General features: G+C 72.3%; 18 protein-coding genes and 3 pseudogenes. 7 read left to right on the top strand and 14 right to left on the bottom strand.

From position 1 onward, the window contains the following. Positions 1 to 30: 30 nt before the first annotated feature. From guaB to ACZ8ZB_RS20705, 3 genes are all read right to left on the bottom strand, one after another. Complete coding sequence (gene guaB / locus ACZ8ZB_RS20715; RefSeq protein WP_470739152.1) at positions 31 to 1,536, bottom strand: IMP dehydrogenase; 1,506 nt, start codon at positions 1,534 to 1,536, stop codon at positions 31 to 33. A 160-nt stretch (positions 1,537 to 1,696) separates the two neighbouring features. Beyond that, positions 1,697 to 2,284, bottom strand: a complete 588-nt coding sequence (locus tag ACZ8ZB_RS20710; RefSeq protein WP_030829597.1) for a sigma-70 family RNA polymerase sigma factor — start codon at positions 2,282 to 2,284, stop codon at positions 1,697 to 1,699. Positions 2,285 to 3,243: 959 nt separating this feature from the next. Next, positions 3,244 to 3,855 (bottom strand): response regulator transcription factor, encoded by a 612-nt coding sequence (locus tag ACZ8ZB_RS20705; protein ID WP_003948568.1) that lies wholly within the window; start codon positions 3,853 to 3,855, stop codon positions 3,244 to 3,246. A 380-nt stretch (positions 3,856 to 4,235) separates the two neighbouring features. Here ACZ8ZB_RS20705 and ACZ8ZB_RS20700 point away from each other — a divergent pair, with 380 nt between their 5' ends. Further along, the gene (locus ACZ8ZB_RS20700; RefSeq protein ID WP_470739151.1) at positions 4,236 to 4,565 is read left to right on the top strand and encodes a WhiB family transcriptional regulator; all 330 of its coding nucleotides are present in this window, start codon (positions 4,236 to 4,238) and stop codon (positions 4,563 to 4,565) included. 108 nt (positions 4,566 to 4,673) lie between these two features. Here the strand turns inward: ACZ8ZB_RS20700 and ACZ8ZB_RS20695 are convergent, their stop codons facing one another. Continuing rightward, a complete protein-coding gene (locus ACZ8ZB_RS20695) occupies positions 4,674 to 5,570 on the bottom strand; it encodes a LysR family transcriptional regulator (protein ID WP_470739150.1) in 897 nt (298 codons plus the stop codon). Positions 5,571 to 5,650: 80 nt separating this feature from the next. On the opposite strand from ACZ8ZB_RS20695, the gene ACZ8ZB_RS20690 reads away from it, so the two are divergent. Further along, positions 5,651 to 6,331 (top strand): MOSC domain-containing protein, encoded by a 681-nt coding sequence (locus ACZ8ZB_RS20690; protein WP_470739149.1) that lies wholly within the window; start codon positions 5,651 to 5,653, stop codon positions 6,329 to 6,331. Between the two features lie 63 nt (positions 6,332 to 6,394). Then, on the top strand, positions 6,395 to 7,168 hold the full coding sequence (locus tag ACZ8ZB_RS20685) for an SDR family NAD(P)-dependent oxidoreductase (RefSeq protein WP_470739148.1): 774 nt from the start codon (positions 6,395 to 6,397) through the stop codon (positions 7,166 to 7,168). On the opposite strand, the gene ACZ8ZB_RS20680 is transcribed toward ACZ8ZB_RS20685, so the two are convergent. Beyond that, positions 7,075 to 7,737 (bottom strand): Rossmann-fold NAD(P)-binding domain-containing protein, encoded by a 663-nt coding sequence (locus ACZ8ZB_RS20680; RefSeq protein ID WP_470739147.1) that lies wholly within the window; start codon positions 7,735 to 7,737, stop codon positions 7,075 to 7,077. The genes ACZ8ZB_RS20685 and ACZ8ZB_RS20680 overlap by 94 nt on opposite strands. Between ACZ8ZB_RS20680 and ACZ8ZB_RS20675 the strand changes: the two genes are divergently transcribed. Further along, positions 7,698 to 8,039 (top strand): acyl-CoA-like ligand-binding transcription factor, encoded by a 342-nt coding sequence (locus ACZ8ZB_RS20675; RefSeq protein WP_470741542.1) that lies wholly within the window; start codon positions 7,698 to 7,700, stop codon positions 8,037 to 8,039. The two genes, ACZ8ZB_RS20680 and ACZ8ZB_RS20675, sit on opposite strands and share 40 nt — an antisense overlap. A gap of 689 nt (positions 8,040 to 8,728) precedes the next feature. Here ACZ8ZB_RS20675 and ACZ8ZB_RS20670 read toward each other — a convergent pair. From ACZ8ZB_RS20670 to ACZ8ZB_RS20660, 3 genes and pseudogenes are all read right to left on the bottom strand, one after another. Beyond that, on the bottom strand, positions 8,729 to 9,058 hold the full coding sequence (locus ACZ8ZB_RS20670; RefSeq protein WP_470739146.1) for a cold-shock protein: 330 nt from the start codon (positions 9,056 to 9,058) through the stop codon (positions 8,729 to 8,731). 110 nt (positions 9,059 to 9,168) lie between these two features. Beyond that, positions 9,169 to 9,366 (bottom strand): annotated as a pseudogene (locus ACZ8ZB_RS20665) (transposase); the annotation flags it as partial. A 313-nt stretch (positions 9,367 to 9,679) separates the two neighbouring features. Then, positions 9,680 to 10,735 (bottom strand): hypothetical protein, encoded by a 1,056-nt coding sequence (locus ACZ8ZB_RS20660; RefSeq protein ID WP_470739145.1) that lies wholly within the window; start codon positions 10,733 to 10,735, stop codon positions 9,680 to 9,682. A gap of 182 nt (positions 10,736 to 10,917) precedes the next feature. On the opposite strand from ACZ8ZB_RS20660, the pseudogene ACZ8ZB_RS20655 reads away from it, so the two are divergent. Continuing rightward, positions 10,918 to 11,421, top strand: a pseudogene (locus ACZ8ZB_RS20655) (RICIN domain-containing protein); the annotation flags it as partial. 33 nt (positions 11,422 to 11,454) lie between these two features. Then, positions 11,455 to 12,270, top strand: a complete 816-nt coding sequence (locus tag ACZ8ZB_RS20650; RefSeq protein WP_470741541.1) for a pectate lyase — start codon at positions 11,455 to 11,457, stop codon at positions 12,268 to 12,270. A gap of 79 nt (positions 12,271 to 12,349) precedes the next feature. On the opposite strand, the gene groL is transcribed toward ACZ8ZB_RS20650, so the two are convergent. The 4 genes and pseudogenes from groL to ACZ8ZB_RS20630 all read right to left on the bottom strand — a co-directional run bounded on the left by groL (position 12,350) and on the right by ACZ8ZB_RS20630 (position 16,387). Beyond that, positions 12,350 to 13,975 (bottom strand): chaperonin GroEL, encoded by a 1,626-nt coding sequence (groL, locus tag ACZ8ZB_RS20645; protein WP_470739144.1) that lies wholly within the window; start codon positions 13,973 to 13,975, stop codon positions 12,350 to 12,352. A gap of 151 nt (positions 13,976 to 14,126) precedes the next feature. Next, positions 14,127 to 14,435, bottom strand: coding sequence for a co-chaperone GroES (gene groES / locus ACZ8ZB_RS20640; RefSeq protein ID WP_073932713.1), 309 nt, complete (start codon positions 14,433 to 14,435; stop codon positions 14,127 to 14,129). 366 nt (positions 14,436 to 14,801) lie between these two features. After that, positions 14,802 to 15,512 (bottom strand): annotated as a pseudogene (locus ACZ8ZB_RS20635) (polysaccharide deacetylase family protein); the annotation flags it as partial. Continuing rightward, the gene (locus ACZ8ZB_RS20630) at positions 15,509 to 16,387 is read right to left on the bottom strand and encodes a polysaccharide deacetylase family protein (protein WP_470739143.1); all 879 of its coding nucleotides are present in this window, start codon (positions 16,385 to 16,387) and stop codon (positions 15,509 to 15,511) included. The pseudogene ACZ8ZB_RS20635 and the gene ACZ8ZB_RS20630, both read right to left, overlap by 4 nt. A 135-nt stretch (positions 16,388 to 16,522) precedes the next feature. Between ACZ8ZB_RS20630 and ACZ8ZB_RS20625 the strand changes: the two genes are divergently transcribed. Further along, positions 16,523 to 17,698: a THUMP-like domain-containing protein gene (locus ACZ8ZB_RS20625; protein WP_470739142.1), complete on the top strand. Its 1,176-nt coding sequence runs from the start codon at positions 16,523 to 16,525 to the stop codon at positions 17,696 to 17,698. On the opposite strand, the gene ACZ8ZB_RS20620 is transcribed toward ACZ8ZB_RS20625, so the two are convergent. Next, a complete protein-coding gene (locus ACZ8ZB_RS20620) occupies positions 17,699 to 18,952 on the bottom strand; it encodes an RNA polymerase sigma factor (protein WP_470741540.1) in 1,254 nt (417 codons plus the stop codon). It abuts the gene before it with no gap. Positions 18,953 to 19,080: 128 nt separating this feature from the next. Beyond that, on the bottom strand, positions 19,081 to 19,437 hold the full coding sequence (locus tag ACZ8ZB_RS20615; protein WP_470739141.1) for a YciI family protein: 357 nt from the start codon (positions 19,435 to 19,437) through the stop codon (positions 19,081 to 19,083). Between the last annotated feature and the right edge of the window lie 76 nt (positions 19,438 to 19,513).

Raw genomic sequence — 19,513 nt, 5'->3', positions numbered from 1 at the left:
CCCGGGGCCGCCCTCGCCGAAGCCCGCCGTCTACTTGCGGCTGTAGTTCGGCGCCTCGACCGTCATCTGGATGTCGTGCGGGTGGCTCTCCTTGAGGCCCGCGGAGGTGATCCGCACGAACCGCCCGTTGTCCTGGAGCTCGGGCACGGTGCGTCCGCCGACGTAGAACATCGACTGGCGCAGGCCGCCGACCAGCTGGTGGACGACCGAGGAGAGCGGACCGCGGTAGGGCACCTGGCCCTCGATGCCCTCGGGCACCAACTGCTCGTCGGAGGCGACGCCCTCCTGGAAGTAGCGGTCCTTGGAGAACGACCTGCGGTCGCCGCGGGTCTGCATGGCGCCGAGCGAGCCCATGCCGCGGTACGACTTGAACTGCTTGCCGTTGATGAACATCAGCTCGCCCGGGGACTCCTCGCAGCCCGCGAGCAGCGAGCCCAGCATCACCGTGTCGGCGCCCGCGACGAGGGCCTTGGCGATGTCGCCGGAGTACTGCAGACCGCCGTCGCCGATGACCGGGACGCCGGCCTCCTTGGCGGCCAGCGCGGCCTCGTAGATCGCCGTGACCTGCGGGACGCCGACGCCGGCGACGACACGCGTGGTGCAGATGGAGCCGGGGCCGACGCCGACCTTGATGCCGTCGCAGCCCGCGTCGACGAGGGCCTGGGCGCCCTCGCGCGTGGCGACGTTGCCGCCGATGACGTCGACGCCGGAGGAGTTCGACTTGATCTTGGCGACCATGTCGCCGACCAGGCGGGAGTGGCCGTGCGCGGTGTCGACGACGATGAAGTCGGCGCCCGCCTCGATCAGTGCCTGGGCGCGCTCGAACGCGTCACCGGCGACACCGACCGCGGCGCCGACCAGCAGGCGTCCCTCGGCGTCCTTGGCGGCGTGGGGGTACTTCTCGGCCTTCACGAAGTCCTTGACCGTGATGAGGCCCTTGAGGACGCCGTGGTCGTCGACCAGCGGAAGCTTCTCGATCTTGTGGCGGCGCAGCAGCTCCACGGCGTCCGGGCCGGAGATGCCGACCTTGCCGGTGACCAGCGGCATCGGCGTCATGACCTCGCGCACCTGACGGGAGCGGTCGGTCTCGAAGGCCATGTCGCGGTTGGTGACGATGCCGAGCAGCTTCTTGTTGCCGTCGGTGACCGGGACGCCGCTGATGCGGAACTTCGCGCACAGGGCGTCGGCCTCGGCGAGCGTGGCGTCCGGGTGGATGGTGATCGGGTCGGTGACCATGCCGGACTCGGAGCGCTTCACCAGGTCGACCTGGTTGGCCTGGTCCTCGATGGACAGGTTGCGGTGCAGGACGCCGACGCCGCCCTGGCGGGCCATCGCGATCGCCATGCGCGACTCGGTGACCTTGTCCATGGCGGCGGACAGCAGCGGGATGTTGACCCGCACGTTCTTGGAGACGTACGAGGCGGTGTCGATCTGGTCGGGCGCCATGTCCGACGCGCCCGGCAGCAGCAGCACGTCGTCGTAGGTCAGCCCGAGTGTCGCGAATTTACCGGGCACTCCGTCGACGTTGGCAGTCATGACACCTTCCCCAAATGGCCTTGATCGGTGCGGATGTCCATGCTAACGGGAAGCGTGGGTGTCTCATTCCACGGTTTCGCACGGCTCCGGGCTTCGTATGTTCGTACGGGAACGGCTGGTCGTCCGTTCATGTGCCGAAGGGGCGGCGCGACGGCGGCGGTTACTGCTCCGCCAGGGCACGCAGCCGGCTCAGCGCGCGGTGCTGGGCCACCCGGACGGCGCCGGGTGACATTCCCAACATCTGTCCAGTCTCCTCCGCCGTGAGGCCCACGGCGATCCGCAGCAGGAGCAGCTCGCGCTGGTTCTCGGGCAGGTTGGCCAGCAGTTTCTTGGCCCATTCGGCGTCGCTGCTGAGCAGGGCGCGCTCCTCCGGGCCGAGGGAGTCGTCGGGACGTTCGGGCATCTCGTCGGAGGGCACGGCCGTCGAGCCGGGGTGACGCATGGCCGCGCGCTGCAGGTCGGCGACCTTGTGGGAGGCGATGGCGAAGATGAACGCCTCGAAGGGCCGGCCGGTGTCCTTGTAGCGGGGCAGCGCGAGGAGCACCGCGACGCAGACTTCCTGGGCGAGGTCCTCGACGAAGTGCCGGGCGTCGCCGGGCAACCGCGACAGACGGGTGCGGCAGTAGCGCAGCGCCAGGGGGTGGACATGGGCGAGCAGGTCGTGCGTGGCCTGCTCGTCCCCGTCGACCGCGCGGTGGACGAGCGCACCGATCGCCCCTTGGGCAGTGCCCGCCTCGTCGTCGCGCATCGGTCCATGGTGCCTTGCGGACGCCTGGTCCGCGGCACCGTGTCCCTGGTTGTGCACCGAAGCGTTATGAGCAGGTGCGCCGGAACTCATCCCTTGCGCCCTCCTCTTCCGCTCGACCGACTCGTCCCCGAGGAACTCCACACCTCAAGGATGCGGCATCCCCGGCGAAACGAGCAGCGGGCGTCCGACGGCTGTCGCCGATGCGCTGGTGGAGCGGGGTTCTCACGCCCGGGCACGGCGGCTTGCCGGCATCCCGGGCACGGCGGATCCGACCGACCGCGCCGGCTCGTCGCACTCCGGGCCGGGCCGGCCTGTTCCGCGGCGTGCCGTGCGACCCGGTCCGGGTCCGTGGGGCCGGGGTGCGCCGCACGGAACCACGGGTTTCGTGCCCGCCGGCAGCACGCCGACCGGAGCCACGGCCTTCCCGGGCGCCGACAGCACGCCGCACGAGGCCACGCCCCCCACCCACCGGAAGCGCGTCGCACGGAGTCACGGGTCGCGCCCCCATCGGAAACGCACCGCACGGCGCCAGAACCCACGCGTTTCGCCGGAAGCGCACCGCGCGGAGCCGCTCCCGCGCACCCACCGAAAGCGCCCTCCCGACGGAGCCACGAGCTTCACGTCCGCCGGGCACACACCCCACCGGACCGCGGGCCCCGCACCGTCGGTCGGCGGGCTCCGCCCGGGGCCGGCGCATGGGCGGCCGGTCACGAGGTGTCGCCTCGGCGGCCGGGTTCCGGGCGGGCGCTCACAGCCCTCCGCGGTGTCGGCTGCCGTGTGGTGCCGCGCGCCGGGGCGGGAAAGGGCTCGGGAGCCCTCGTGCGGATCGTGCCGGGCTCGTGGCTCCCGGTTCCGCGCCGGGCCGCGCGGCGCGCCCGGCGTCGCACCCCCGGCTCCCGCCGTCCCGCGGTGCAGGGCGCGAGGCCCTGCTCGCCGCCCGGCGCGATCCGCGCAGGGCCTCAGCGCACCAGACCCCACCGGAAGCCGAGCGCCACCGCGTGGGCCCGGTCCGACGCGCCGAGCTTCTTGAAGAGCCGCCGCGCGTGCGTCTTGACGGTGTCCTCGGAGAGGAACAGCTCGCGGCCGATCTCGGCGTTGGAACGGCCGTGGCTCATGCCTTCGAGGACCTGGATCTCCCGCGCGGTGAGCGTGGGCGCCGCACCCATCTCGGCGGAGCGCAGCCGGCGCGGGGCGAGCCGCCAGGTCGGGTCGGCGAGCGCCTGCGTGACCGTGGCCCGCAGCTCCGCGCGGGAGGCGTCCTTGTGCAGGTAGCCACGCGCGCCGGCCGCCACCGCGAGCGCCACGCCGTCGAGGTCCTCGGCCACCGTGAGCATGATGATGCGCGCTCCCGGGTCGGCGGACAGCAGTCGCCGGACCGTCTCGACGCCGCCCAGACCGGGCATGCGCACGTCCATCAGAATCAGGTCCGAGCGGTCGGCTCCCCAGCGGCGGAGGACTTCCTCGCCGTTGGCAGCCGTCGTTACGCGCTCGACGCCGGGCACGGTCGCGACCGCACGGCGGAGCGCCTCTCGGGCAAGCGGGGAGTCGTCGCAGACGAGGACGGAAGTCATGGCCGCCCTCCGCAGCTGATGCGCGTCACCTTGAGCCTCCAGGCTGGTACGAAATCGTCACCTGTGCGGTCGACCGTCCCGGACGTCCGTCCGAGCGCTTCTTCCTTCAACCGCCTCGCACTCTCAACGACGGTCACTCGAAAGAGTTACGGGGCCGTCTGCCATCTTCGGCACTCTACGTGAGGAGGCGAACACGGTGGAGACATGCGCGGCGGACCCTCGAACTTTCATCACAACCCGTGCCCCATTCAGACCCTTTTCTTCCCCTTTGCTGGTGTCCGGGGCTAGATTCGCAATGAGTCATATTTTCATCTCCTTGGATCGTAGTTGTACGGTCGTGGGCACCGGATCCGCCCAGAACGGCTACAAGGGGTCACGCAATGGCAGATTTCTCCCGCCTTCCCGGACCGAACGCGGACCTGTGGGACTGGCAACTCCTGGCCGCCTGCCGTGGGGTGGACAGCTCGCTCTTCTTCCACCCGGAGGGCGAGCGGGGTGCGGCCCGAAGCGCCCGCGAGAACTCGGCCAAAGAGGTCTGCATGAGGTGCCCGGTGCGCGCCGAGTGCGCCGCACACGCGCTGGCGGTGCGCGAACCGTACGGCGTGTGGGGCGGACTCACCGAGGACGAGCGCGAAGAGCTGATGGGGCGGGCGCGCAACCGGCTGGTGTCGGCGTCGGCCACCGGCGGGCACTCCGCTTCGGACAACTGAGGGAACGTTTCTTCAAGGACACGGGGCACGTACGCGTGCCCTTGATGCGTCACTGGGGGTGATCGACCGCCCCTCACGCGCGGTGCCGGTGACCGCGCGCCCGGCCCCTTACCGGGCGGCCGCCCCGGCCAGCTTCTCCAGCGTCGCGACGACCGCCGGCACCTGGGCGAGGTCCGGGAGGGTGAGCGCGACTATCTCCCGGCGCACGGCGGGCTCCAGCGCCACGGTGCGCACGCCCCGGGGGCGCACCGACTCGACGGCCAGCTGGGGCAGCACCGCCACTCCGAGTCCGGCGCCGACCAGTCCCGCGACGGCCGGGTAGTCGTCGGTCGCGAAGTCGATGCGCGGGATGAAGCCGGCCGTCTCGCACACCTCGACCAGCTGCCCCCGGCAGCGCGGACAGCCGGCGATCCAGGGCTCCTCGGCGAGTTCGCCGATGGCGACCGACTCCGCCCGGGCGAGCCGGTGCCGTTCGGGCACGAGTCCCACCAGCCGGTCCGACAGCAGCGGCCGTACGACGAGGTCGTCCCACTCCTCGGCGCCCGCCGCCCCCTCGTACCGGAAGGCGAGGGCCACGTCGCAGTCGCCCTCGCGCAGCATCTCCACGGAGCGCGGCGGTTCCGCCTCCTCCAGGGAGACCCGGGTGCCGGGGTGGGCGGCGCGCAGGGCTGCGAGGGCCGTGGGGACGAGGGTGGAGCTGCCGCTGGGGAAGGAGACGAGCCGGACCCGGCCCGCGCGGAGCCCGGCGATGGCGGCGACCTCCTCCTCGGCGGCGGTCAGTCCGGCGATGATCCCGACCGCGTGCCGCACCAGCGCCTCCCCGGCCTGCGTCAGGCGCATCTCGCGGCCGCTGCGGACGAGCAGGGGCGTGCCGACGGACGCCTCCAGGGCCTTCATCTGCTGGCTGACGGCGGGCTGGGTGCAGCCCAGTGCGCGGGCCGCCGCGGAGAAGGAGCCGGTGGTGGCCACGGCACGCAGCACGCGGAGATGACGGGCTTCGATCACCCCTCAAGGATAAGCCGACCTTTGACACCGTGCCGGATAACGCGTCGACGCTTTGACGCCCATCGCTTACCGTGCGATCCATGAAGCTTCTGTCTGTGAACCTGGGCCGACCCCGGACCGTGCCGTACACGGACCAGCGCGACGGCGTGACCGGCATCGACAAGCGGCCCGTGGACGGACCGGTGCGGGTGGCGGCACCGGGAGCGAAGGGAGTCGGCGGGAGCGGTCTGGCCGGGGACGCCGTGTGCGAGCGGCGGCACCACGGCGGGGACGACCAGGCGGTGTACGCCGTGGCCCGCGAGGACCTCGACGAATGGGAGCGCACCCTGGGGCGCCCGCTGGCGAACGGCTCGTTCGGCGAGAACCTCACCACCGAGGGGATCGACGTCTCCGGCGCCCTGATCGGCGAGCGCTGGGCCGTCGGTCCCGAGGCGGTGCTGGAGGTGACCTCCGGGCGCATCCCCTGCCGCACCTTCCAGGGCCACCTGGGTGAGAAGGGCTGGGTGAAGCGGTTCACGGAGCGGGGCGCGCCGGGGGCGTACTTCCGGGTGGTCCGGCCCGGTGAGATACGCGCGGGCGACGCCGTACGGATCGTGCACCGGCCGGAGCACGAGGTGACGGTGGCTCTGCAGTTCCGGGCGATGACGACCGATCGGACCCTGCTGCCGCGGTTGCTGGCGGCGGGCGGGGCGCTGCATCCGGAGGCGCTGGCGGCGGCGCGGACGTACGTGGAGAAGTACGGGGCGCGGTCGACGGCCTGACGGCGTGCGTCCATGGGATGACACGAAGCGGACGGCTCCGCTCCGGGTAACTACTCTTGCGCCATGACAACGGCTCTGATTACGGGATCGACGGCTGGGATCGGTGCCGCGTTCGCGCGGCGGCTGGCGGCCGACGGACACGATCTGGTGCTGGTCGCCCGCGACACCGCCCGGCTGCGCGAACAGGCGACCGAGCTGCACGACCGCCATGGCATCGAGGCGGAGGTGCTGACCGCCGACCTGGCCCGGGACAAGGGCATCGAGGCGGTGGCCGACCGCCTCGGCGACCCGAAGAACCCCGTCGACCTGCTGGTCAACAACGCCGGCTTCGGCCACCGGGGCCGTTACCTCGAGGTCCCCATGGCCGATGAGCTGCGGATGCTCAAGGTGCACTGCGAGGCGGTGCTCCGGCTGACGTCGTCGGCGGTGGAGGCGATGCGCGAGCGCGGGCGCGGAGGTGTCGTGAACGTCGCCTCGACCGCCGCGTTCGTACCGCGCGGGACCTACGGGGCCTCCAAGGCGTGGGTCGTGCAGTTCACCCAGGGCGCGGCGCAGGACCTGGCGGGCCACGGCGTACGGCTGATGGCGCTGTGCCCCGGTTTCGTGCGCACCGAGTTCCACGCGCGGGCCGGAATGGGCACGGACAACATCCCGAACTGGATGTGGCTGGACGCGGACAAGGTCGCCGCCGCGGCGCTCGCGGACCTGGCCCGGGGCAAGACGCTGTCGATCCCGGATCCGCGCTACAAGGCGCTGATGGGTGCGGCGAAGCTGGTCCCGCGCGGGTTGCTGGGCGGGATCTCGTCGCGGACGGGACGGAAGTACGGACCCAGGTAGCGATCGTCCGGCGGTCCCGGCAGGAACACGGTCACGGCGGGACGGACCCCGCTCCCCGGGAGAAAACGGGTGCTGACGGACCGACCCGGACCCAGGGAGCGGAAGTGGTGCCCCTGGCCGAGTTCTTCCAGGAGCGTGGGGTGCGTCGGTCGCCGTCCGAGCAGCCCACGCGTGATCGCGTTGGATGCCGGCTGGTCCAGCGACACCAGAGCGCCCAGCCAGGCGAAGTGCTCGAGCGCGTTCTCGGCGGCGACGGAGGAGAGCGGCACGCCCAAGTGGCGGGCGATGGACTCGGCGATGCTCCGGATGGTGACGCCTTCCTGCCCGACGACGTTCAGGAGGGAGCCGGCAGGTGCCTTCTCCAAGGCGAGGCGGAAAGCGCGCGCGGTGTCCAGACGGTGGGTGACGGGCCAGCGCTGGGAGCCGTCGCCGACGTACCCGGACACGCCCTTGTCGCGGGCGGTGGCGATGAGCGTGGTGGTGAAACCGGGGTCGCCCTCCCCGTGAACGGCGCGCGGCAGGCGCAGCACTGCGGAACGGATCCCGCGGGAGGACAGCGCCAGCACCATCTCGTCGGTTCCGGCGCGGGCGGGCGGGCTGTTGTCGTCGACGGTGTCCGTGGCCCGCCGCCCACCCGGAGCTGCAGGAACGCGAACTGGCCAAGCTCGCGTCCTGGTCGCAGACGCTCACCGGTGCCCTGATGCGGCGCGGAACGGCGCAGCCGGAGGCACGACTCGCCGCGGAGGCCGGTCTGGCCGTGTTCAGGACCGCCTTCGAACGCTGGAACGCGACCGCCGACCCGCAGCACACCCTGGGACAGTGCGTCAGCGACGCCTTCGACGACCTCGGAAGGCTGTTCGCCCGTCCCTGAGCGTCCGGCGCCCGGTACGGCGTGAGCCTGCTCCGGTCGACGGGGCAAGGCCCCCGCCCGGACCGCCCTCCGGCCGCACTCGGATGGACGTGATCGACCAGGACTCAGGTGCTCGACCGGACAGGGCCGCAACACGCGAGGTTCCCGTGTGGCGCGGGAGGGACGCCGGGTCCTCACCTGGTACCTGTCCGGCGCCGACGCGGGGCGGAAGGCGATCCTTCCGCGCTCCCGCACCCTTCACCTGGTGCCCGCGGGTGACCAGGTGCGACCGGTCGAGCGTTTCGACGAGGCCGCCGACGCGGTGCGGTGGTTCGACACCGAACGCGAGAACCCGCTCGCCGCTACGCCTACGGCCATCCGCTCCCCGCAGGCCCGGTACGGGAGCGGCCGGGCCGGACCTTCGCCGTCATCAGCCTGGCGGCCCTCCCCGAGAGGCGGGGCCGTGGCACGGGGCGCGTCTGGTGGAGGAACTCCTGCGCGGCCGCGCGGAGCAGCGCGCCGTCCTGTCGGTACAGCCCGCCGCCCTCGCGACGCAGCGCCTCTACCGGCACTGGGGATGGACGAACGTCGGCAGGAAGGGGCCTCTGGCCGGCGTCACACCGCCCTACGGGGATATCCACGTGCGCGGCCTGAGCTGTCTGCACAGGCCCTCCGCGCCTCGTCGGCGAGATGCGGAGGGCCTGCCGACCTCAGGGGTCGTACGTGAGGTCGAGCTTGCTGGAATAGGCGTCGGAGTCATCGACGGCGGGCCCGTCCTCCCCGTCGGAGCGACGGTGGGGCCCGGCCTCCGTCCAGACGCGCACGGCGCGCCAGTGGTACTGGTCCTGCTCGGCCCGCTCGGCCGAGAAGACGACGGATTGACCGGTGGTCAGCTCACGGAAGCCCTCGGCCTCGATCATCGAGAAGTGCGCCCAGACCTCACCCGGGAGGGTGTCGGAGGCGAGCACGCCCCAGCCCTCCTCTCTGTGCCACTCCAGCACGCGGCCGGCGTACACGTCGCCGGACGTGGTGTCGGGCATGGTTGTTCCCCCTTGTCCTCCTGGCGCGTCGCCCTTCGGCACACACTGTGGTCAGCAGCGCTCGACCGAATCAGTCATGAAACTAACAGGTGTGCGCCAGTGAGCCTCCCGCTGCCCCACTTCTCGGAGAACTCCAGGAACCGCTCGGTCGCGGCAGTCTCGCTCGGCGCGGTGTGGACGGGCTCCGAATCACGCGCGGCCTTGTCCCAGTCCTGGCGGGCGCAGGAGCGGATGCTGTCGCGCATCAGGTGAACGACGCAGGTCTGGACGACAGTGCGCGGCCGGACAGGGACAGCGAGAACACCATCTCGTCGACACCGGTCAGCCGACGCTGCCGCTTCTTCACCGGCTGCGGCCCAGTAGACGGTCTCTTGCCAGGGACGGAAGTCGGCGGCCGGCATCAGTGTGGCGTTGCCGCCCCTGGAGGTGGTCTCCACCGGCTCATGGTCGTCGTTGACCTGCTGGATCAGCGGGAAGTCCTGGCCCAGGCCTCGCTGACGGTGATGGACACAACCCCTCCTCCACAGAACCGGCACAGGAGAGCCATACCGGTCGAATGGTGCAGAGATCCGGTACGAGTCGCACGGCGGCGCTGACGGAACCGGGTCGGCCGGACAACCCTCAGTCCCCGCCGCCTCCGCCGCCTCCCCCGTCACCGCCGCCGCCGTCGCCGCCGCCGCTTCCGCCGCCGTCGCCGCCCTCCCCGCCGTCGCCGCCCCAGCCGTCGCCGCCGCCGCGTTCGTTGTCGTCGCGGCCGGTGCCGAGGTTGCTGAACCAGTGGAGGTCCCAGGTGTCGGCTTCCGTCTCCGCACGGGAACGGGGACGGAACCTGGCCAGGCCCGTCGTGTCCCCGAGGCCGAAGGAGACGGCGACCGCGTGGGCCATCACGGCGTCCAGGGGATCGGGGCTCTCGTGGTGCACGCCGGCCAGCGGCAGCAGCACGGTGCCGGGCGGAGGACCCGGCCACCGCGACGGGCGGGTCAGGAGGGCGACCCGCCGGTCGTCGCGCAGCAGCCACGAGCTCTCCGCGTTCTCCCGCCGCAGCGTCCAGTGCCGGTCGGGCAGGCGTATCTCCACGCTGCTCTTCGACTTGCGGAACGTGCGCCGGAGTTCGAGGTGCGCGATGACGTTGTCGATGATCACCTGCAGGCCGCCGTCCGGGGCGGTGGAGCCGGCGCGGAAGCCGTACGGCGCCCTGAGCCGTACGGAATGATCGGGCGGGCCCCACACGTCCACGCGTACCGAGCGCCGGTCCACGGCGACGGCGACCGGTCCGGCGGGGCCGGGCGCGTACCGCCGCGCGATCCACAGCGGTACGCCCTCCGCGTGCGCCCGCACGGAGAGCACGCCCACCTCTTCCGCCCCGCCGCACCCGCGGACCGCCAACTCGCCCAGGGCGCCGGCGAACTCGGCGGCCCGGCGCACCTTCAGCGGCGCGGTCGTCCCCGTCACGCGGGTGACCGGAACGATGCCGGGGCCCTGCGCCAGCGCGGCCAGGGGGCGTTCCGCGCCGCCGCCGCCGAGCCAGCGCCCCCGCAGGTACGCCTCGGCCATGGCGCCGAGGTTCAGCTCGGTCATCGGGGTCGTCCTGCCGCCCCTGCGCAGCCCGTCCTCGGTGAGCTCCACGGTCCGCGCCAACGGGTTCCGGGACCGTTCCCCGTAGAGCACCCGGCTCATCACACATCCCCTCCTGCTTCCCCTCCCGCACTGCGGTCCCCACCCTCACACACCGGGCCCCGGCGGACTCCGCCGCCCCCGTCGGGAAAACATCGCGGCCGTGCGGCAACCTCCCGGCGTGCGGCGGCGACTTCAGGGCGGTGGACAACGAGGGCCATCGCACATCGAACGAAAGCCGTGACATGCGCAGTACTGGTAACACCGCCCCGCCCGCGGGGCACCGGAGGAAGAACGGCCGGCGCCGCACCGTCCTGATCGGCGCCCTCACCACGTCGCTGGTGGGCGGCGCCGTGGTCGGCGGCGTGCTGATGTCGGCGTCCGCCGCGGAACCGGGCGCGGGTACCTACCGCCTGGTGAACGCGGCGAGCGACACCTGTCTGGAGGTTCCGTCGGGAAGCACGGGCGCCGGGGTGCGGCTGGCCCTGGCGGACTGCGACGGGGGCGCGGACCAGAGCTGGGAACTGGCCGACTCCGGCGACGGTTTCACGGTGACGTCGTCCGCCACCGACCTGTGCGTGGGCGTCAAGGGCGACTCGGCCTCCGCCGGGAAGGCCGTGCAGCAGCAGGACTGTGGCGAGGGCTCCTCCCAGGTCTGGAAGGTGAGCGCCGTCGGCGACGCCTACCACCTGGTCAACGCGCACAGCGAGAAGTGCCTGAACCCCAAGAACGGTCTGCTCCAGCAGAACTCCTGCGACAACGCCGCCGGCAAGACCTGGACCCTGCAGGAGGTGAACGGCTCGGCGCCCCCGGCGTCCACTCCGACGGCGAGCACCCCCGCCTCTCCCTCCGCGCCCGCCTCCCCCTCCGCGCCCGCGGACGACGAGCCGGCCGGTGACACCGCGTTCGCCTCCTGGCCCACCGCCACCGACGAGCAGCCCGTCTCCTCGACCATCGAGGTGAAGGGCGTGTACGACGGCTCCCTGAAGCGCTTCCACGGCGCGGGCGAGCTCGGCGGCAGCGGCCAGGACGAGGGCCAGGACCCGCTGTTCAAGCTCGCCGACGGCGCGACGCTGAAGAACGTGATCCTGGGTACGCCCGCCGCCGACGGCGTGCACTGCTCGGGCAGCTGCACCCTGGTCAACGTGTGGTGGGAGGACGTCGGCGAGGACGCCGCCAGCTTCAAGGGCAAGTCCTCCTCGGCCACCTACGTCGTCGACGGCGGCGGTGCCCGCAAGGCCGACGACAAGGTCTTCCAGCACAACGGCGCCGGCACCCTGACGGTCAGGAACTTCCAGGTGTCCGACTTCGGCAAGCTCTACCGCTCGTGCGGCAACTGCGGGACCCAGTACCAGCGCCACGTCGTGATCGACAACGTCCTGGTCACGAGCCCCGGCAAGGTCCTCGCCGGGGTCAACGCCAACTACGGTGACACCGCGACCCTCTCGGACGTGACGATCGTCGGCGACAGCAAGAGGAAGATCGCCGTCTGCGAGCGCTTCGAGGGCAACGACAGCGGTGACGAGCCGACCAAGCTCGGCAGCGGCCCCGACGGCAAGGCCTGCGTCTACAAGGACTCCGACGTGACCTACAAGTAGAGGGGCGCCCCACGGGCGAGGGCCCGGCGCCGCTGGAGAACAGCGGCGCCGGGCCCTCGTCGTGCTGCGAGCGGGTCGCTCAGTGGGCGTGGCCGTGGCCGTGACCGGCGGCGGCCGGCTCTTCCTCTTCCTTCTTCTCGACGACCAGGGTCTCGGTCGTCAGCAGCAGGGAGGCGATGGAGGCGGCGTTCTCCAGGGCGGAGCGGGTCACCTTGACCGGGTCGATGACGCCGGCCTTGACCAGGTCGCCGTACTCGCCGGTGGCGGCGTTGTAGCCGTTGCCCTTCTCGAGCTCGGCGACCTTGGAGACGATGACGTAGCCCTCGAGGCCGGCGTTCTCGGCGATCCAGCGCAGCGGCTCGACGGCGGCCTTGCGGACCACGGAGACACCGGTGGCCTCGTCGCCGGTCTTGTCGAGGTTGCCCTCGAGGACCTTGACGGCGTGGACCAGCGCGGAGCCACCACCGGAGACGATGCCCTCCTCGACCGCGGCGCGGGTCGCGGAGATGGCGTCCTCCAGACGGTGCTTCTTCTCCTTCAGCTCCACCTCGGTGGCGGCGCCGACCTTGATGACGCACACGCCGCCGGCCAGCTTCGCGAGGCGCTCCTGGAGCTTCTCGCGGTCCCAGTCGGAGTCGGTGGTCTCGATCTCGGCCTTGATCTGGCCGACGCGGCCCTGCACGTCCTCCTTGTTCCCGGCACCGTCGACGATCGTGGTGTCGTCCTTGGTGACGGTGACGCGGCGGGCGGAGCCGAGCACGTCCAGGCCGACCTGGTCGAGCTTGAGGCCGACCTCCTCGGAGACGACCGTGGCGCCGGTGAGGACGGCCATGTCCTGCAGCATCGCCTTGCGGCGGTCACCGAAGCCGGGGGCCTTCACGGCGACCGCGTTGAAGGTGCCGCGGATCTTGTTGACGACCAGGGTCGACAGGGCCTCGCCCTCGACGTCCTCGGCGATGATCAGCAGCGGCTTGGAGGCGTTGGCCTGGATGACCTTCTCCAGCAGCGGCAGCAGCTCCGCGATGGAGGAGATCTTGCCCTGGGTGATGAGGATCTGGGGCTCGTCGAGGACGGCCTCCATGCGCTCCTGGTCCGTCACGAAGTACGGCGACAGGTAGCCCTTGTCGAAGGCCATGCCCTCGGTGAAGTCCAGCTCCAGACCGAAGGTGTTGGACTCCTCGACGGTGATGACACCGTCCTTGCCGACCTTGTCCATCGCCTCGGCGATGAGCTCGCCGACCTGCTGGTCCTGGGCGGACAGCGCGGCGACGGCGGCGATGTCGGACTTCTCGTCGATCGGGCGGGCCGAGGCGAGCAGGTCCTCGGAGACCGCGGCGACGGCCGCGTCGATGCCCTTCTTCAGCAGCGCCGGGGAGGCGCCGGCGGCGACGTTCTTCAGGCCCTCGCGGACCAGCGCCTGGGCCAGCACGGTGGCGGTGGTGGTGCCGTCACCCGCGATGTCGTTGGTCTTGGTCGCCACCTCCTTCACCAGCTGCGCGCCGAGGTTCTCGTACGGGTCCTCGATCTCGACCTCGCGGGCGATCGTGACACCGTCGTTGGTGATGGTGGGGGCGCCGAACTTCTTGTCGATGACGACGTTGCGGCCCTTCGGGCCGATCGTCACCTTCACCGTGTCGGCAAGCTTGTTGACGCCGCGCTCGAGGGCGCGACGGGCGTCCTCGTCGAACTTCAGGATCTTCGCCATGGCAGCGGGAGCCCTCTCGGAAATCTGGGTGAAATCACTGCGCCCCGGGCGCCCGGCTTCTTATCGGATGCTGGGGCCAGGGGCGCAGTGGTTCGAGCAAAAAGTGCTTGCTTCGAGGTCGGGTCGTCCGGGGGTGACCCCCGGGTTCCCCTTACTTCTCGACGATCGCGAGGACGTCGCGGGCCGAGAGGACGAGGTACTCCTCGCCGTTGTACTTGACCTCGGTGCCGCCGTACTTGCTGTACAGAACGACGTCGCCGACCTTCACGTCGAGCTCGACGCGCTTGCCGTCCTCGATGCGGCCCGGACCGATGGCCAGGACGACGCCCTCCTGGGGCTTCTCCTTGGCGGTGTCCGGAATGACCAGGCCCGAAGCCGTGGTCTGCTCGGCGTCGAGCGGCTGGACCACGATGCGGTCCTCGAGCGGCTTGATGGCAACCTTGGAGCTGGCGGTCGTCACGATCCGACCTCCCCCTTCGGAGATCTCACGGGGTTAACTGTCTGAGGTGGCGACCAGGTGGATCCGTCGTCGCGGGTGCCGGACCTGCCCGTCGCGTGTTTGGCACTCTCCAGGGGGGAGTGCCAGAACTGAGACTATGACTGCGATTAGCACTCGGTCAAGCGGAGTGCCAATTGCCCGCGGCGCGTCGCGGGGGCGGGTTCCTTTTCGGCACCGGGTCGTGCAGCCGGCGGTGTCGCGGTGACCGTCACCGGGGGCTGCCGCCCCGGCCCCCCGCTTCGGCCCGGACGACCTCGTCCTCGATCGCCGGACGGGCTGGAAGGTGAGCGGCGCCCGCCGGTTGCCGTCGGCGGGTCGACGGGGTCCGACGTGGTCCTCCAGTCTCCCCACCCCCAGTCCCCGCTCCGCCAGTTCGTCCAGCAGCCGGGTCGTCCGTTCCGTCAGGGTCAGCGACGGGGCCTCGCCCGACGGTACGGCGATGATGTCGCCGGGTTCCAGGCGGCGGGGGCCGTCGGTGTAGGTGAGGTGGCCGTCGGGTTCCAGGGTCACCCTCCACAGCACCACCGCCGCGATGCCGCAGTCCGCGGCGGCCCGCAGGGTGGTGGTGTCGTACGTGCCGTAGGGCGGGCGGAAGAGGCGGGGGCGGACGCCGAAGCGGGACGCGAGCTTGCGCTGCTGGCCGCAGATCTCGGCGCGCTGGCCGGCGTAGGGCAGGCCGCGCAGGGCGGGGTGGTCGAGGGTGTGGTTCTGCAGGCTCGCACCGACCGAGCGCAGCCGGGCGAAGTGGGCGTACCCGGGGCCCGCCACGCTGTCCGTGAGGAACAGGCTGACGGGGAGCCGGCGCTCGCGCACCAGCTCGACGAAGCGGGGGTCGCGTTCGGCGCCGTCGTCGTAGGTGAGGAAGACGACCCGGTCACGGGTCGGGACGCGGTCGACGACGGGCGGGAGGGCGCCGGTCCCCGGCGCCGGGCCGGCTCCGGGCGACCGGCCCGCGCCGTCCCCCGTCCCGCCCGGCGGACCGCATCCGGCGATCACGGCCAGCAGGGCGACGGCGCCCGCCAGGAGACGGCCCCTCACAGGTAGTCCTCCAGGCGGGCCACCGCGTACCCCTCCGCCGTGGCCTTGTCCAGGAAGCGGCGGATCATGTCCGGCATCGTGCCCTTCCAGTCCCCGCGGCCCCGGAAGTGGCTGAGGACGATGTCGCCGGGGTGCAGTGCGCGGTCCCACTCGCGGTACTCCCAGCGGTCGACGAAGACCTCCTCGTTCCAGAGGGGGACGTGGGTGATCCCGCAGGCCTTGGCGGCGCGCAGGGTGGCCTTGTCGTAGTTTCCGTAGGGCGGGCGGAAGAGGACGGGGCGCTCGCCGTAGCGCTCCTCGATGACCTCCTGCATGCCGCAGATCTCACGCTTCTGGCGGGCGTAGGACAGGGCCGGCAGGTAGGGGTGGCGGAGGGTGTGGTTGTGCAGGGCCACGCCCCGGTCCCGCATCTCCTCGAAGTAGCCGTAGTCCTCCTTGACCAGGTAGTCGCTGAGGAAGGCGCTGTACGGGACCTTCAGCTCGCTCATCATCCGCAGGAACGCCGGGTCCTTCTCGGCGCCGTCGTCGATGGTGAGGAAGAGGATCTTCTCGTCGGTGGGGACGGTGGTGAAGACCGGGGGGAGTTCCAGCCGCCGGTGGCCGTCGACCTCGAAGCCGTCGCGGGTGGTGATCCGGGGCTTCTTCGCCGGGGGCGGCGGAGCGGTCAGCGGCACCCGCTTCAGCCCCCAGCGTCTCGCGGCGGCGACCCTGGCGGCGTGCGCCGCGCGCAGCTTGGTGGCGTAGGCGTCGAGCGCGCGGGCCGGGGGCGCCTGCAGGGGCTGCTGGCCGCCCGCCGGTTCGGCCGGGGCGCCGCCGCCCGGTCCGCAGCCGGCGGCGATGGAGGCGAGAGCGAGTACCGCGAGGCCGATCCGCACACCGCCGAATGGCCGCCTTTTATCGTTTTGTCCTACTGCTCGCATGGTGCCGGATCCTCGCAGTCCGCCACCGGCGATCCGGCCCGACACCGCGACCGGAGGCACACGGTCCACCGACTGGCCCACAATGACCCGGTGAACGACCTCGCCCCCCTCCTCACCCCCGAAGGCCGCGCCCTCCTCGACGAGGTGCGCGACACCGATCCGGCCCGTGAACTCGCCGTCGCGACCCGGCTGCGCCGCGAACACCCCGCCGACCTGGTGTCGGCGGCGCTGGGCCAGGCGCGGCTGCGGCAGCGTGCGGCGGCCAAGTTCGGGGCGGAGGACGCACGGCGGATGTTCTTCACGCCGAACGGGGTGGAGCAGTCGACGCGGGCGAGCGTGGCGGCGTACCGGGCACGGCGGTTCCGGGAGCTCGGTGTGGCCTCCGTGGCCGACCTGTGCTGCGGGATCGGCGGGGACGCGATCGCGCTGGCCCGTGCCGGGATCCGGGTGCTGGCGGTGGACCGGGATCCGCTCACCGCGGCGGCCGCGCGGGCGAACGCCGACGCACTGGGGCTCTCCGACCTGATCGAGGTGCGGCAGGCGGACGTGACGGAGGTGGACACGGCCGGCCATGACGCCGTGTTCGTCGATCCGGCCCGGCGCGGCGGGCGGGGCCGGATCTTCGACCCCGAGGCGTACTCGCCCCCGCTGTCCTGGGCGGTCGAGGCGGCCCGCACGGCACCGCGCGCCGCCGCGCTGAAGGTCGCGCCGGGCATCCCGCACGAGGCCGTCCCCGCCGACGCGGAGGCCGAGTGGATCTCGGACGGCGGGGACGTGAAGGAGGCGGTGCTGTGGTTCGGCGCCGGGCAGGAGGCGGCGGTCCGCGCGACCCTCCTCCCCGGTCCGCGCACCCTCCTCTCCCGCGGGCTGCCCGACCCCGCGGTCCGCCCGCCCGGCCGGTACCTGTACGAGCCCGACGGCGCCGTCGTCCGGTCGCACCTCGTCGCCGAGGTCGCCGCGGAACTCGACGGCGGGCTCATCGACCCGACCATCGCCTACGTCACCGCCGACGAGCACCGCCCGACGCCGTACGCCACCGCCTACGAGCTCACCGACCGGCTCCCGTTCAACGTCAAGAAGCTGAAGGCGCTGCTGCGCGAGCGCCGGGTCGGCACGCTGACGGTGAAGAAGCGCGGCTCGGCCGTCGAGCCGGAGGAGCTGCGCCGCAAGGTGCTGCCCAAACCGCACGGCGCCGGGTCCGTCACGGTCTTCCTGACCCGCGTCGCCGGCGCCCCGACGATGCTGCTGGGGCACCCGGTGCGGTGATCACGCGCCGGTCCGCGCCGCGCGGCGCAGCAGCAGCTCCCGTTCGCGTGCGTTGCGGGTCAGCGACGCCGCGCGCCGGAACTCCGCCCGGGCCTCCTCCGTGCGGCCCAGACGGGCCAGCAGGTCGCCGCGGACGCTGGGCAGCAGGTGGTAGTCCCGCAGCGCCGGCACGCCGTTCAGGGCGTCGGCCAGGGGCAGCGCGGCGGCGGGGCCCTCGGCCATGGAGACGGCCACCACGCGGTTGAGCTCGACGACCGGGGAGGGGGCGCGGACGGCGAGCAGGGCGTACAGGGCGGCGATGCGGGGCCAGTCGGTCTCCTCGTAGCGGTACGCGTGCGCGTGGCAGGCGGCGATGGCCGCCTGGAGGACGTACGGACCCGGGGCGCCGCCGGCGGCGGCGCGGGCGAGGGCGGTGGCGCCGCGGGCGATGAGCATGCGGTTCCAGCGGGCGCGGTTCTGGTCCTCGAGGAGGACCGGTTCGCCGTCCGGACCGGTGCGGGCGGCGGCGCGCGAGGACTGGAACTCCAGCAGCGCGGTGAGCCCGTGCACCTCGGGCTCCTTCGGCATCAGTGCGGACAGCACGCGGGCCAGCCGCAGCGCGTCCTCGCACAGCGCCGGGCGCAGCCAGTCGTCGCCGGCCGTGGCGGAGTACCCCTCGTTGAAGATCAGGTAGATGACATCGAGGACCGAGCCGAGGCGGGCCTCCCGGTCGGGGCCGCAGGGCACCTCGAAGGCGACGTTCCGCGTCGCCAGGGTGCGTTTGGCGCGCACGATCCGCTGGGCCACCGTCGCCTCCGGCACGAGGAAGGCACGGGCGATCTCGGCCGTGGTCAGGCCGCCGAGCAGCCGCAGGGTGAGGGCGGTGCGGGCCTCGGCGGACAGGACCGGGTGACAGGCGGTGAAGACGAGACGGAGCAGGTCGTCGTCGATGCCGTCCGGGTCGGCGGGCTCCTCCGGCGGGGCCGTCACCATGGGCTGGTCCCGGCCGATCTCGGCCAGCTTGCGGGCGTAGGTCTCCCGGCGGCGGATCAGGTCGACGGCGCGGTTGCGGGCGGTGGCCATGAGCCAGGCGCCCGGGTTGTCGGGCACCCCCTCCCGCGGCCACCGCTCCAGCGCGGCGACGAGGGCGTCCTGCGCGAGCTCCTCGGCGATGCCGACGTCCCGGACGACACGGGTCACGCCGGCGATCACCCGGGGCGACTCCATGCGGAACACGGTCTCGACGGTCCGTGCCGTGTCCGTGTCCGTGTCCATGTCCGGGTCGCGGTCCGGGTCACGGTCCGGGTCGCGGGGGTCTGTGGTGGGCTGTGGGGTCACGACCCACCATCAGACACCCGTACGGCGGCGGGGCCAAGGAGGGATCTCCGGGCGCGCGGGAGCCGTCAGCCCTCCACGACCTCCCGCACCTCGCAGGTCACCGTCCAGTGCGGCTCGTGCACCTTCAGGAACCGCTTGGTCCACTCGATCGCCTCGGCCCTGTCCTTGGCCTGCAGCATCGCGTAGCCCCCGATGACCTCCTTGGTCTCGGTGAACGGACCGTCCGTCACGGACAGCCGGCCGCCCTCGTAGTGCACCCGGGCGCCCTGGGCGGTCGGGACCAGCCCGGCGGTGTCCAGCAGGACCCCGGCCTTCGTCATCTCCTCGATCAGTTCGCCCATCCGCCGCATCAGTTCAGGGCTGGGGCCGCCTTCGGGGGCGTCGTTCTCGTCGATCCGGATCAGGGAGAGAAAGCGCGGCATGGTGACTCCTCGGGTCGTACGGACCGGGTCCTTCCCGGCCTCTCACCCCTGCGTCGAACGGGGGGCACCGGATTCG

It is taken from the genome of Streptomyces sp. 12E (genome assembly GCF_055633275.1).
This window is presented reverse-complemented; position numbering and strand designations above follow the sequence as displayed.